This window comes from Vreelandella maris (genome assembly GCF_013371085.1).
Lineage (GTDB): Bacteria > Pseudomonadota > Gammaproteobacteria > Pseudomonadales > Halomonadaceae > Vreelandella > Vreelandella maris.
The window spans coordinates 24,788-38,307 of sequence record NZ_JABWCV010000011.1; the positions used below are offsets into that span (position 1 = coordinate 24,788).

The 13,520-nt window shown below is 52.7% G+C and carries 13 protein-coding genes; 5 read left to right on the forward strand and 8 right to left on the reverse strand.

Annotation, left to right across the window (positions count from 1 at the left end; all coding sequences use genetic code 11):
- Positions 1–101: 101 nt before the first annotated feature.
- Entirely contained in the window at positions 102–524 is a 423-nt protein-coding gene (locus HUO07_RS11190) for a GGDEF domain-containing protein (RefSeq protein WP_340162498.1), read from the forward strand.
- A gap of 473 nt (positions 525–997) precedes the next feature.
- Positions 998–1,591 (forward strand): OmpW/AlkL family protein, encoded by a 594-nt coding sequence (locus tag HUO07_RS11195; protein WP_176303643.1) that lies wholly within the window; start codon positions 998–1,000, stop codon positions 1,589–1,591.
- Between the two features lie 83 nt (positions 1,592–1,674).
- Here HUO07_RS11195 and pepQ read toward each other — a convergent pair whose 3' ends face one another.
- The 7 genes from pepQ to HUO07_RS11230 all read right to left on the reverse strand — a co-directional run bounded on the left by pepQ (position 1,675) and on the right by HUO07_RS11230 (position 9,837).
- Positions 1,675–2,970 (reverse strand): Xaa-Pro dipeptidase, encoded by a 1,296-nt coding sequence (gene pepQ, locus HUO07_RS11200; protein ID WP_176303644.1) that lies wholly within the window; start codon positions 2,968–2,970, stop codon positions 1,675–1,677.
- A 43-nt stretch (positions 2,971–3,013) separates the two neighbouring features.
- Complete coding sequence (locus tag HUO07_RS11205; RefSeq protein WP_176303645.1) at positions 3,014–3,925, reverse strand: LysR family transcriptional regulator; 912 nt, start codon at positions 3,923–3,925, stop codon at positions 3,014–3,016.
- A 49-nt stretch (positions 3,926–3,974) separates the two neighbouring features.
- The gene (locus tag HUO07_RS11210; protein ID WP_422822686.1) at positions 3,975–5,048 is read right to left on the reverse strand and encodes an ABC transporter ATP-binding protein; all 1,074 of its coding nucleotides are present in this window, start codon (positions 5,046–5,048) and stop codon (positions 3,975–3,977) included.
- A complete protein-coding gene (locus HUO07_RS11215; protein ID WP_176303646.1) occupies positions 5,045–6,061 on the reverse strand; it encodes an ABC transporter ATP-binding protein in 1,017 nt (338 codons plus the stop codon). The genes HUO07_RS11210 and HUO07_RS11215 overlap by 4 nt, the downstream gene beginning before the upstream one ends.
- A gap of 7 nt (positions 6,062–6,068) precedes the next feature.
- A complete protein-coding gene (locus HUO07_RS11220; RefSeq protein WP_176303647.1) occupies positions 6,069–7,025 on the reverse strand; it encodes an ABC transporter permease in 957 nt (318 codons plus the stop codon).
- Positions 7,022–8,071 (reverse strand): ABC transporter permease, encoded by a 1,050-nt coding sequence (locus tag HUO07_RS11225; protein ID WP_176303648.1) that lies wholly within the window; start codon positions 8,069–8,071, stop codon positions 7,022–7,024. Before HUO07_RS11225 ends, HUO07_RS11220 begins: the two co-directional genes overlap by 4 nt.
- A 185-nt stretch (positions 8,072–8,256) precedes the next feature.
- Entirely contained in the window at positions 8,257–9,837 is a 1,581-nt protein-coding gene (locus HUO07_RS11230; RefSeq protein WP_176303649.1) for an ABC transporter substrate-binding protein, read from the reverse strand.
- 274 nt (positions 9,838–10,111) lie between these two features.
- Here HUO07_RS11230 and HUO07_RS11235 point away from each other — a divergent pair, with 274 nt between their 5' ends.
- Entirely contained in the window at positions 10,112–10,681 is a 570-nt protein-coding gene (locus HUO07_RS11235) for a hypothetical protein (protein WP_176303650.1), read from the forward strand.
- Between the two features lie 59 nt (positions 10,682–10,740).
- On the opposite strand, the gene HUO07_RS11240 is transcribed toward HUO07_RS11235, so the two are convergent.
- On the reverse strand, positions 10,741–11,127 hold the full coding sequence (locus tag HUO07_RS11240) for a glutaredoxin family protein (RefSeq protein ID WP_176303651.1): 387 nt from the start codon (positions 11,125–11,127) through the stop codon (positions 10,741–10,743).
- A gap of 278 nt (positions 11,128–11,405) precedes the next feature.
- On the opposite strand from HUO07_RS11240, the gene mpl reads away from it, so the two are divergent.
- The gene (gene mpl, locus HUO07_RS11245) at positions 11,406–12,857 is read left to right on the forward strand and encodes a UDP-N-acetylmuramate:L-alanyl-gamma-D-glutamyl-meso-diaminopimelate ligase (protein ID WP_176303652.1); all 1,452 of its coding nucleotides are present in this window, start codon (positions 11,406–11,408) and stop codon (positions 12,855–12,857) included.
- On the forward strand, positions 12,854–13,519 hold the full coding sequence (locus tag HUO07_RS11250; RefSeq protein WP_176303653.1) for a UbiX family flavin prenyltransferase: 666 nt from the start codon (positions 12,854–12,856) through the stop codon (positions 13,517–13,519). Before mpl ends, HUO07_RS11250 begins: the two co-directional genes overlap by 4 nt.
- Position 13,520: the final 1 nt, after the last annotated feature.

Sequence of the window (13,520 nt, forward strand, 5' to 3'; positions counted from 1 at the left end):
TTAGACTAATTAAATAAGCTTAGCTGCACAATTCCCGATAGATTATATGTGCCGTCACCTAACCCGCGGGGTTTGAATATAAAAGCGACACCATCAACGAAATTACTCGTGCCAACCGGCAGCAGTACACAGTAGTGGTAGCGATGATAGATATTGACCATTTCAAAAAAGTTAACGATACGTACGGTCATGCGGTAGGCGATGTCGTAATTGCTTCTGTTGCCACACTCCTGCGCCAGCGTTTGCGTCAAACGGACATCATAGGTCGCTATGGGGGCGAGGAATTTTTGGTCGTTCTTCCATATTGTGAAGCAGAGGATGGGTGGAAAAAGCTGGAAAATATACGGGAATATTTTTCACGTTTGCGCTTTAGACAAGGCGACATTGAGTTTGCCTGTACGCTTTCAGCGGGGATGGTATGTAGTGCCGATGTGCTAGATGAGGAACGGGAAAGGCTGCTTGTGACAGCAGACGAAGCGCTATACCGCGCTAAACGTGGTGGTCGAAACCAAGTTTGCCAGTAACCCTGACTCGTTTTGAGGCAATCAGCCAGTAAAATGCGCGTTGTTGGTGCGCTTTGCAGTGTGTGAAAGCGCTATTTAAATGTTGAATTGCCATTAAATTTTATAAGTAATTGTTTTATATATATTAAAAATATAGTGGCACGCCGTTCGCAATATAAAGAGTAAGCAGCAAATGAATAGAGCGACCTATGATTGAGCTGGTGCTTTCCCTTCTTTGCTACATCGTTGCGGTTTAGCCGCACGATACATCGAGTGAGCTGGCGTGCTCCACCTGGGTCCCCTTCGGGGGACTTTTTTTTATGCCTGAATTTTATGTACAGAAAAACGATCAGGGGCTAATTTACTTATATTAATATTTCACAAGATATTTGGAAACACTGTTTTTATACTATATACTGTATAGGAAGTTGGATAGCAAGAATCGCAATCCCTAAGCGCAAGGAACTGCGCGCTGCATAATGAGGACGACCCTGATGAGTAATATGAAACTGATTTCTGCCGCTGTAATCACTGCTGGTTTCACTCTGGCAAGCTCTGCAGCTCTTGCTTATAACGCTGGCGATGTATTTGTCCGTGGCGGCGTTGCCCAGACGGATACGGGTTCAGATAATGGCAATGTAGCCGGTGATTCATTAAGTGTTGATGAAGCGCGCGGACTAACCTATGGCGTGGGTTACCTGTTTACCGATAAGGTCGGTGTTGAGCTGAACAGCTCCGAAGAATTCGAGCACGACTTGAGTGTAGCCGATGTGGGAGCGGGCAGTATTGATCGCTTGCCGGTTAACCTGCTGGTTAACTACTACCCGCTGGGCGGCTTGGATTCACGCGTGCAGCCTTACGTAGGTGCTGGTCTTAACTACACACATTTCTCCAGCGAGCCGAGCGGCTTGAGCGTTGATGAAAGCTACGGCGCCATTGGTCAGGTGGGTATTGATCTGGCCGTGACTGATAACATCATGCTGAATGGCTACGCAAGCTACGCGGATGTGAACGCCGATATCAACGTTGGCGGTGAAGTCGACATTGAACCGGTTACTATTGGCGGCGGTGTTACTTACCGCTTCTAATCGAGTACTGACATGTTTTGTGGTTATCCAACGCCCGGCCTTGTGCCGGGCGTTGCTCGTTTAGGGAGCGGAAAAATAGCGCATTACGTTAGATTATCAAAACCGCTTTCTGTGACCGCGATGTTATCTTCAATGCGGATGCCGCCACAGGGTGAGAGCTGATCAATTAGTAGCCAGTTAATGGGCAGTGATGTGCTACGCAGAGGGGCGAGCAGCATAGTGATAAAATAGAGACCTGGCTCTATGGTCACAACCATACCTGGACGCAGCGTACGCGTTAGCCGCAGCGCTGGGTGCTTTTCTGGGGCTGGTGCTGGCGTGCCGTCTGGGTGACGCAATCCAGCGACATCGTGTACTTGCAGGCCCAGCGAATGACCTAACCCATGAGGGCAGAAGGCTCGTGTTACCCCTTCAGCAACCGCTTGCTCTGCGGTGCCTTTGAATAGACCGTGGGCCACCAATATCTCAGCTAGCTGTTGATGCATTTGCTCATGTAGGGCAATAAAGCTAACGCCTGGCGCAACGCCTTTCACAAGCTCATCTTTCAAATCATGCATGGCTGTGACCAATTCGCCAAACGCAGCGGGTGCATCGGGGCCAGCGTAGGCGCGAGTAATATCAGCGCAGTAACCTCGAAACCGACGACCAGCATCTACTAACAGGCTGTAACGCCGTTTAGGCGCATTCAGGTCGTAATGCTGGTAATGCAGTACCCCTGCGTGTTCATTTAAGCCGATGATGTTTTGGTAAGGTACGTTTGATTCGCGCTGACGACTGGCGCCTAAGTAAGCCAATTGAATATCCAGTTCACCGGAGGCGCCAATAAACGCTGCTTGCGCTGCTTGATGGCCCGCTATCGCTAGGCGGTTGGCTTCACGAATACAGGCAATCTCATAGGGCGTTTTAAATAGCCGTAATTCATCCAGTGAATTCACCAGCTGCTCAGGCTGACGTTCGGCTTTCATCGTCTGCTGATGACTGGCTGAGAGTTGGTCAGTATCGCCGATAATGGCCGCATTACCGATCAAGGGCGGTGTGATTTTGTCGCTGCAAAAGTGAACATCGAAGGCGGTCACCCAAGGCTCTTCGGGAAGATGAGTGGGTAAATGCCAAAAATCGGCGGGTGCATACAAGTATAGCTGTGGGCGTTTTTCTGGCTGAATAATCAGCCAGCTATGCTGTACATCGGCTAAGCCCACCCAGTGTATGAAATGGCCGTAAGTCTGAAAGGGGGGCGTATGATCGTCAGCAAAATGCACGCTTGCATGACCACTGTAAATCGCTAGGCTATCAAATCCATGCTCGGTCAACATCGACGCATAGGCGCGCTGAAGGTGGGCTATGTGATCGAGTTGCAAGTTAAAAAGAGTGCTCGACATGCAAACCGTGTCCTTTCTCAAGTAAGCTTTCTCGAAGACGGCTTCAAGTGCGTGGAGTGGCGAGTTCACTCCAGAAACCGTCGAGTTCAGCGTGGTGGTGGCTTTGATGGCGATAGAGCCGTAGTTCCATCGGCACATCCCAACGGCTATCGCCCGCTCTTACCAGCGTACCTTGAGCAAGCTCTGCGGCCACGTTGCGCTCTGGCAACCAGCTCATGCCGTAGCCAAGCAGCACCAGCTCTTTAATGCCCGCCGCGTAGAGATTTTCACTCTGCGCAGTTAAGTAAGTGCTTTGTGGCAACCTAGCCAAATGGGCTTTAACCGCTGAGCCAAGCAAGCCGCGCTTTGGGTAAGCAAGCCAAGGCGCTGGTTGATGGCGCGACCCTGGTAGCAACGCACAGGGCTCTCCCTCTGCATTTAACCCAGTCACCGGAATCAGCCTTTCATGACCGATTACCCGGTAGTTGCAGGCACTGGTATCAATATCCAGGTCGCAGCGCCCAATCGGCCAGTAGCAGATGGCAAGGTCGCACTCGGCCCGCGCTAACGCTTGAAAATAGTCATTAGCTACCCAGCCAGTCGCCCGCAAATAGGGCTGTACGCGGTCTTGCCAGCCTGTAGAGGCAAGCCATTCAGGCAAAAAATGCGGCAACAGGCTCTGCGGCGCCGCCACCATAATACGCCGCTGCTGGCCAGCATTGATTTCACGCACCCGGTCTCGCGTAAGCCGCACTCGCTCGGTCACCTGTTCGCACAGGGTTAAAAACTCCTCACCAGCAGGAGTGAGCGAAAGGGGTAGCGTTTGACGATTAATCAGCGTTACGCCCATCTCCTCCTCAAGCAACTTAATCCGCCGAGAGAAGGTGGGCTGGGTAACGTGTTGATCATCTGCTGCGCGGGAGAAGTGCCGCGTTCTGGCCAGGGCAATAAAATCTTCTAGCCAGCGAATTTCCATGCTCTACCTCTCAGCGACTTGGCTCGCTGTATTGTAAAGGGGGGCCTACTCATAGGCGCCCCTCTTCAACAGCGTGGCATGCGACACGGGTTCCGTCATCCTGTGTTTGCAAAAGGGGAATCTCTTGCTTACAGCGTGAATTGGCATGCGGGCAGCGGCCATGAAACACGCAGCCGCTGGGTAAATTAACCGGGGTCGGCACTTCACCGGATAGGCGAATATGCTGAGGGCGGTCATCCTTTAAGCGTGGGATCGCCGAGAGTAGCGCCTGGGTGTAAGGATGGCGCGGCTTTTCAAACAGCGTGGCCGTCGTGGCAATTTCACACACTGTACCCAAGTACATCACCGCCACACGGGTGCCAAAATGCTCGACCACGGCTAAATCGTGGGTGATGAAGAGATAAGTCAGGTTCCGCTCTTGCTGGGCTTCCATCAGCAGGTTGAGCACCTGGGCTTGAATCGAGACGTCGAGGGCAGAAATAGGCTCATCGGCGACGATGAATTCCGGATCCACGGCCAGGGCACGCGCAATCGCGATACGCTGACGTTGCCCCCCCGAGAACTCGTGACCAAAACGCTTGCCCCAGTCGGGATCGATACCCACTGAGTGCATTACTTCTTCAACCTTTTCGAGGATTTTTGGCCGCTTCCAGTCAGGATGATGCAGGCGCAGCGGCTCTTCCAAGGTTTGCTGAATGGTCATGCGTGGGTTAAGCGATGCATAAGGGTTCTGGAAAATCATCTGCATACGCTTGCGATACGGCAGCAACTGACGCGAGCTTAAATTATCGATACGTTGGCCATCGTAGCGAATCTCGCCTTCAGAGGGTGTCAAAAGCCCCATCACCGTACGTGCCACGGTGGACTTACCGCAGCCAGATTCGCCCACCACACACAGTGCTTCACCGCGTTTGATATCCAGGTTCACGCCGTTAATAGCATGGACGTGCTCTTGATGACGCACCAGCTTGCCGCCCTTGAAGCGCAGCTGATCAAGAAAATCACCCGAGAGAGAGAAGCGCTTTTTCAAATCGCGGATCTGCAGCAGCGAATCAGCACTCTCTTCGTTCTGACGAGGAGTAGGCATAGGGTTTTCCGTTATGGCCTCAGCGTGCGCACTCATGAGATTTCCTCCTTCAAACGGCGATCTTCAAGCATTTCAGCCACCATATGGCACGCCACGCGGCAGTTGCCGGAGTCGACAAACTCGGGCACTTGCTGGGTGCAGGCGGGGCGGGGCTGGCCATCGGCGCGATTGATAAAATCGCAGCGCGGGTGAAACGCGCAGCCGCTTGGCAGGTTAGAAAGCGACGGCATACTGCCACGAATCTGATTGAGCTTTTCGCCCGGCGTTGCCATCTGTGGCAAGGCGTTGATTAGCCCTTGGGTATAGGGGTGTTGCGGGTCATTAATGATTTCCCGTGTCGGCCCTTGCTCAATCACTCGGCCAGCGTACATGACCAGAATGCGCTGAGTGACCTGGCTGACCACGCCCAAATCGTGGGTGATCAGAATAAGCCCAACATTGTGTTGCTCGCAGAGTTCAAGCAGCAGCGCCATGATTTCGGCTTGAATCGTCACGTCAAGCGCCGTGGTCGGCTCGTCGGCAATGATAATGTCCGGGTCGAGCAGCAGCGCAATGGCGATAATAATCCGCTGGCGCATACCGCCGGATAGCTCGTGAGGATACTGATCCAAACGCGTTTCCGGTGAGGGAATTTGCACCTGTTGCAGCTTATCCAAGGCAATCGCGCGGGCTTCTTTGGAGGAAATACGCCGGTGCGCTTTCAAACACTCAACCATTTGCTCGCCAATGGAGAGCACTGGGTTGAGCGTCATCATCGGATCTTGGAAGATCATCGAGATGCGATTGCCGCGCACTTTGCGCAGGCCGCGCTCAGACATGCGGTTGAGCACTTGGCCGTCAAAGTTGACGGTACCGCCCGCAATAAAGCCTGGCTTAGCGATTAAATTGAGTAGCGAAAAAGCCGCGACGGATTTACCTGCGCCAGATTCACCGACAATGCCCAAACGCTCACCGCGCTCAAGGCTGAAACAAATGTCCCGCAAGGCGTGGACTTCACCCTGGCGCAGCGCAAAGCGGACATCAAGATTATTGACTTCAAGTAGTGCCATGGTGTCCTCAGCCTTTGTAGAGTCGTGGGTTCATGACATCGCGCAGCCAGTCACCGAGTAGATTGATCGACAGCACCAGCACCACCAGTACCGCACCTGGAATTAAGGTAATCCACCAGGAGCCGGACTGAATATAGTCAAAGCCTGATTTAATCAACGAGCCCAGAGATGGATGCGTTTCCGGCATCCCAAGCCCCAGAAACGACAGCGCCGCTTCTGAAATAATCGCGTTGGCAATCTGTACGGTCGAGATAACGAAGATCGGCGACATGGTGTTGGGCAGCACGTGGCGGAACATAATGCGCTTGCTGCGAAGCCCCATTACACGGGCAGCATCTACGTACTCTTTGTTTTTCTCTGCCAGCACCGAGGCGCGCACGGTGCGGGCATACTGCGGCCATTCGGCCAGGCCGATAATCAGGATCAGCATCATTACTGCGTATTGGCTATAGAAGGCGCTGCCCATGGTCGCTTTGACCAAAGCGCCTACCACGATAGCGACCATTAGCGTCGAGAAAGAGAGCTGAATATCCGCTAGCCACATCAATAGGGTGTCGACACGCCCGCCAAGATAGCCCGCCATCAGGCCGAAAGTGACCCCTAGCAGCGCTTGCAAAATGACCGCGCCAAAGCCGATCAGTAGCGAGACGCGTGTGCCATACAGCACAATCGACCATAAATCGCGGCCCTGGGCATCAGTGCCTAAGGAGTAGCGCTCATCGGCCCCCTCAATCCAGAAGGGTGGCAGCTCTGAGGCCATAATATCGATCTGAGCGAGGTCGTAAGGGTCTGTCGGCGCCAACAGCGGTGAAGCAAAGGCGGCGATAACCATACAAATAAACACGGCCAGGCAGAGCTGTGCGGTGCGGTCATGCTTGAAGCTGTACCACATATAGGAGTCACGCATGCGCTCCCAGCGGCCGGGTGAAGCGCTCGCTTGTGAAGAATTACTTGTGGTGCTCATGCGGGCTTCCCAGTCAGTTTAACGGTGGGGTTCACCAGACCGTAGATCAGATCCACAATCGTATTGGTGACGACAAAAATAACGCCGACAATCATCAGGTAGGTCACGATTAGCGGTATATCAGCGCGGTTGATCGCATCCAAAAACATCAGGCCCATGCCCGGCCATTGGAAAACGGTCTCGGTCAGAATGGTGTAGGCCACCATCGTGCCGATCTGTACACCGCCGACGGTAATCACCGGTAGCATGGTGTTTTTAAGCGCGTGAACAAAATACACGCGGCGCATAGAGATACCTTTGGCGCGGGCGTATTTAACGTACTCCGACTGCAGGACTTCCATCATTTCGGCGCGGATAAGTCGAATAAACAGCGGCAGCATGATAGAGGCCAATGAGACGGCCGGTAATACTAGATGCTGTAAGCCGTTCCAGGTGGCTAAATTGGTATCCCAGTTACCCACCACATTCACCAGATCATAGCCACGGCCAAAGGACGGCATATTGCCTTCGGTAGAGAAGAAGGCGTTTAGCCAAGCACCCCAGCCGGTATTTTCTGGGAATAGCGTCACGGTAACGCCAATCGCGAAAATTTGAATAAGCACGATCGCGGTAAGAAACACGGGGATTGAAATACCGATAATCGATACACCCATGAATAGTCGCGAAATCGGCGAGCGGGGTTTGATCGCGCTGTAGACGCCGATAGGTACTGAAAACAGCACAATTATCAACGTCGCCGCAAATACCAGCTCTAGGGTGGCGGGTAAGTGGCGGGCGATGACTTCTAAGGCCGGTTCGCGGTAAAAATACGAGTAGCCAAAATCACCTTGAACGGCATTTTTAGCAAAGCGCGCGTATTGCACCAGGAAGGGGTCATTCAGGCCTAAACGCTCACGAATTTCTTCGCGTTCGCTTTCCGGCACTGACTGGCCGACCATCTGCTGTACGGGGTCACCCAGGTTGTCCTGAATGGCGAAGGCCAGCACGCTGATGACAAACATCACCAAAATTGCGTGCATCAGCCGCTTGATTAAAAAGGCAATCATGGCGTACGCCACCTATGTGAAGGGTTCATCAAAGAAAGTAGGGGCATGGTTATTCAAAGTGTTTGCAGGTTCGAGCCGCCAAACAAAAGGCTTCGCTCCCTAAACACATAGGGAGCGAAGCATACTGGCAGTTAATATTGCAGTAACTCTTTTGGCACTATGCAATTAATGCGCGATGGACATGATTAGTCGTCGCTGCTTTTAACGACCAAGTCACCCAGGTAAGGGAAGTCGATAGCGTTCACCACCGGCTCAGCCTCAACACCATCCGCCGCGGCGTAGGCAAGGTTCTGCCAGTGCAGCATGATGAAACCGACGTCTTCGTAAAGCATGGCTTCGGCTTCACGCAGCATTTCGTTGCGTTTTTCCAGATCCGTTTCGCTATCCGCTTCGGTTACCAGTGCATCAATCTCTTCGTTGCAGTAGCTGCCGTAGTTGTACTGACCCGCGCCGGTTTCTTCATCGATACAGAAGGTGAGGTACTGGAAGAAGTTAGCGCTGTCTTCCGTATCGGCGTGCCAGCCGATCATTGCCATATCAGATTCACGGGTATCGTACTCAGGCCAGTACTGGGCGAGCGGCATGGTGCGTAGATCAACTTTAATGTTGATTTGCGCCAGCATGTTGGCCACTGCTTGGGCGATCTGAGCATCGTTCACGTAGCGGTTATTGGGGGCGATCATTTCAACGCTGAAGCCCTCTTCATATCCCGCTTCCGCCATTAGCTCTTTGGCGCGTTCGATATCGTAGCGTGGTGTTAAATCAGGGTTGTGGCCTGAGTAACCCTCTGGGGAGAACTGGCCAGCCGGGTTAGCAAAGCCACGCATCAAACGGTCAGCAATGCCTTCTTGATTAATGGCCAGATCAACTGCTTGACGAACGCGGGCGTCTTGGAAGGCTTCTACGCGCTCTTCGTTCATTTGGAAGCCAATGATGCGGGTACCGTCGATCTCAATCAGATTGACGCCATCTGCTTCACGGACACGGTCTAAATCGTTGGGCGGAACGGCATCAATAAAGTCAACGCCGCCAGAAAGCAGTGCTGCAACGCGAGAGGCGTTTTCAGCGATAGGCGTCATGATGATGTTGGATACGTTGCCTTCGCTCTCAGTATCCCAGTAATCTTCGAAACGTTCGAAATCAACCCGAACGCCTTGGCGACGGTCGGTCACGATGAACGGGCCGGTGCCTGAAACGTTGCGTGAAGCGAAGGAGTTGCCCGCTTTGACGATTTCAGCTTTGTCGCTACCGTCGTCGGTTTCACCCGTATAGAACTCGCTATCCATCGGGAAGATGTACGTAGCAAGGTTGAGCAGCAGCGGGTAAGGTTCAGTGGTAACGATCTCAACGGTGTAGTCGTCAACCGCTTCGGCACTGGCAACGGGTTCAAAAATAGCGCGGTAGTCAGGGCTTTCTTTCAGGCGTTCAATAGTCCATACCACATCTTTAGCGGTGAATTCGTTACCGGAGTGGAAGGTAACGCCTTCGCGCAGCGTCATGCGCATAGTGGTTTCGTCTACTTGTTCCCACTCGGTGGCTAAGCGCGGCTCAAACTGGAAGTCTTTGGTCCAGCGTACGAGCGGATCGAACGCGAGGTGAGAGAAACGCAGCACGCCACCAGAGAGTTGTTCATGTAAATCGAGCGTTTCAGGGTCGGCAGAGTAACCAATACGAAGGGTTTCAGCACTTGCCGTCATCGGCAGCAATGTCGTACCTGCAACCACTGCACCAATAACAGAAGCCAGTAGGGTTTTCTTGAACGTCATAATTGTTCCCTTGGGTCATTGTTTATTGTTCGTTTTACAGATGCTTTCCCTCGCTAAAGAGCGGAAATACCCGTAAAACAGACACGGTCAGCTTTAAAGCTATCTTAATAACATAGGCTAACAACATAGAGACTGCCTGTTGCGTCATACAATCGAAATAATGACAGGCATCATTCATCTGCTACATGACGTGGCTAGTAGCGGCACATTGCATGTTTGTAATTAGACGAAAGTGGTAAGAAAAAAGATAGGTCCGAATAGGCGGAGAAGCCGTATGTGGAAAAAAATCGTCGTGGCAGCCATGGCTTGGTACCTTCCCACCTTAGCTGTCGCCGTTGAACCAACGCCTGGAACCAATGCAGAGCAGGGCTCTGAGCATGATTTGCCACCCAACTCGGAAACGGCGGCTCAGATCAAAGGCTTGTTAGATGGTGAATTACGAGAATGGTTTATTTTGAGCCATGGCTATGATTCAAACGCATCATTTATTGAGTCAGGTGATGACCATATCACTATCGATATTACGGGATTTGTTGATGATGAGGCCTGGGAGACTCAAGAAGCGCTGTCTATTAGCCTGACGATAAACGAAGGGGAGCTGATCAGCGCCGTGGTGTTACACCCGCTGGGGGACTCGACCTCACCGCCGCTCTATACCTCTGAAGGGGGCGATGTAGAAGTAACGCTGACGCACTATGAGCGGGCCAGTCAACGAGTTCACGTGGCTGGCAAGATACAGGGCGTACTGGCGCTACAAATACAGCTGGATGAGCCTCCGAGTCAGGAAGAGACCATTGAGATTGATGTGGCGTTTGATGTGGAGGCGCAAAAAATAGAGTTTTGATATACCCGAAACTGGCATCTGCCCGTTTCGGGTAATACATGACGGTATAGCGTCGTTAGTTAGCCAAACTGCTTATGTAACCAGGCATTGATCGTGTCAGATTCGTACATCCATTCTTCCCGGCCATCGTCATGGATAATTTTGAGGCAGGGCACTTTAACTTTCCCCCCGCCTTCCAAGAGCGCCTGCTTATGGTCAGGGTCAAGCTGGACATCGCGCAGTTCAATGTTCAACCCCAGCCGCGCTATCTCTTTGCGTACCTTGATGCAAAACGGGCAGGTGCGAAATTGATACAGGGCTAGCCGCTGGCATGTCTGATCAATAGTGGCTTGCTCTTCAGGCGAGCGTTCAACTGACTTAGGCGTAGAGAGCTTTTCAGAAATCAGCATAAACGGGGCAAGCACTAAGCGAACGCCACGAAAGAAATAGCGGATTAAAATGCGCATCTAAAGGCTCCTTTCGCTGATGATTAGGCTCATATCAGCGTGCCGAGTGGAAAGAGAGTGATGGTTAACATTGATAAACAGTGGCCGCATCCTGCAACAACTGAAAGGATTTGTCACTTGAAGGGTGTTTTGACCCCGTTAATCGCGGTTTATAGTGATGAGTAGATGAGCAAATTGAGTCAGCATGCTAGGCTATTTGGTTATTTTTACGCCATATTTTGGCTTTTTAATTAAACGTCTTTGCGAATAGTTTATTGGCGAATAACGGGGCGAAAGCCATGCATCTGCATATTATTGGTATCTGCGGCACCTTTATGGGAAGCCTAGCGCTGCTGGCGCGTGAGTTAGGTCATCAGGTAAGTGGCTCTGACCAGCATGTCTATCCGCCCATGAGTACCCAATTGGTTGATGCGGGTATTATTTTGAAAGAGGGTTACCACGCGGATAATCTCTCGCTAGCACCGGGTATTGTGCCCGACCTTGTGATAGTCGGTAACGCGATGTCGCGCGGTAATGAAGAGGTGGAGGCACTACTTAATAGTGGCCTGCCATATACCTCCGGCGCGCAGTGGTTGGCAGAGCACGTATTGCCTGGTCGACGAGTGATTGCGGTAGCAGGTACCCATGGAAAGACGACCACTGCGAGCATACTGGCGTGGTTATTGGAAAGCGGCGGATTAATACCAGGGTTTTTGATCGGCGGCGTACCGCGTAATTTTGGTGTATCGGCGCGTTTAGGCGATCCGCGGGCGCCGTTTGTAGTGGAAGCTGACGAGTACGACACGGCCTTCTTCGATAAGCGGTCCAAGTTCGTTCATTACCGCCCGCATATCGCGATACTCAATAACCTTGAGTTTGATCACGCGGATATCTTCCCTGACTTGGCTGCCATTGAGCGCCAGTTCCATCATTTAGTGCGTACCGTGCCAAGCCAAGGCCAACTCTTAGTGGCTGATGAGCAGCCCGCTCTAGAGCGTGTGCTTGCCCAGGGCGCTTGGACCCCGGTCGCCCATTTTGGTGATCAAGCCACGAGTGAATGGCAGCTTACCCTTGAGCGTGACGATGCCAGCCGTTTCCAGGTGCTTCATTGTGGTGGCGAGCCAGGCCAAGATAGCCATTCTCAAAATAACAAGGGCCAAGACGAAGATGGTGTCGTTGAATGGGCGCTTACCGGTGAGCATAACGCTCGTAATGCGTTGGCAGCGTTGGCGGCAGCCAACGTGTGTGGGGTTGATTTAGTCCGTGGCTGTGCAGCGCTGGCGCGTTTTGAAACCCCCAGAAGGCGGCAGGAAGTGCGCGGTGAAATCAATGGTATTCAGGTCATTGATGATTTTGCCCATCACCCCACGGCGATTGCCGCCACGCTTAAAGGGCTGCGCGCGGCGACCACCAAGGGGCGGCTGCTGGCAGTGATTGAGCCGCGCTCCAACACGATGCGCTTGGGCGCGCTGCGCGAACGCTTGGTTGAGAGCGTGGCTGACGCTGATAGTGTGTTTTGGTTTCAGCCCACTGGGCTGGATTGGTCAATGGAGGAGCTGGTAGCCACTCAGGGGGCGCGTGCGCAGCTGCATAATGACATCGATAAATTGGTGGCGGCTGTGGTCATGCAAGCGTCACCATTGGACCGTATTGTAGTGATGTCTAATGGTGGTTTTGAGGGCGTGCATGAGCGCTTGCTGGCCGCTTTGACGACTGCCCAAAAAGCCGCCGCCAGCGAGGGGCATGTGTGACCAATCAAACTCAACCGCTATTCAAAAAGCCAGTTACCGTCGCACTTACCGGTGCCTCTGGGGCGCAGTACGGCCTACGTCTGATTGATGTGCTGGTCGCAGCGGGGCATGAAGTGTGGGTGATGATTTCCAAAGCTGCACACATGGTGATTGCCACCGAAACGGATATCGAACTGCCAGCGCAGCCTCAGCGGTTAGCTCAGGCGTTAAGTGAACGTAGCGGTGCCCAGCCTGGGCAGATTCGCTGCTTTGGGCGCGAAGATTGGATGGCGCCAGTGGCTTCAGGCTCCGGTGCGCCATCGGCAATGGTGGTGTGCCCGTGCTCAACGGGAACACTGTCGGCGGTAGCCACCGGAGCAAGCAATAATCTGATTGAGCGGGCGGCCGATGTTGCGATTAAGGAGCGTCGTACGCTGGTGTTAGTGCCTCGTGAAAGTCCGTTTTCCCCCATTCATCTTGAGCACATGCTGGCGTTAAGCCGCCTGGGCGTGGTCATTTTACCAGCGGCGCCGGGGTTTTATCATCGCCCACAAAGTATTGAGGATCTAATCGATTTTATTGTGGCGCGTATCCTAAACCAGTTGGGAATCGAGCATTCGCTGGTGCCTCGCTGGGGTGAGGTAGAAAGCACTGCTAACCCCTCATCAACTAAGGATAACTAAT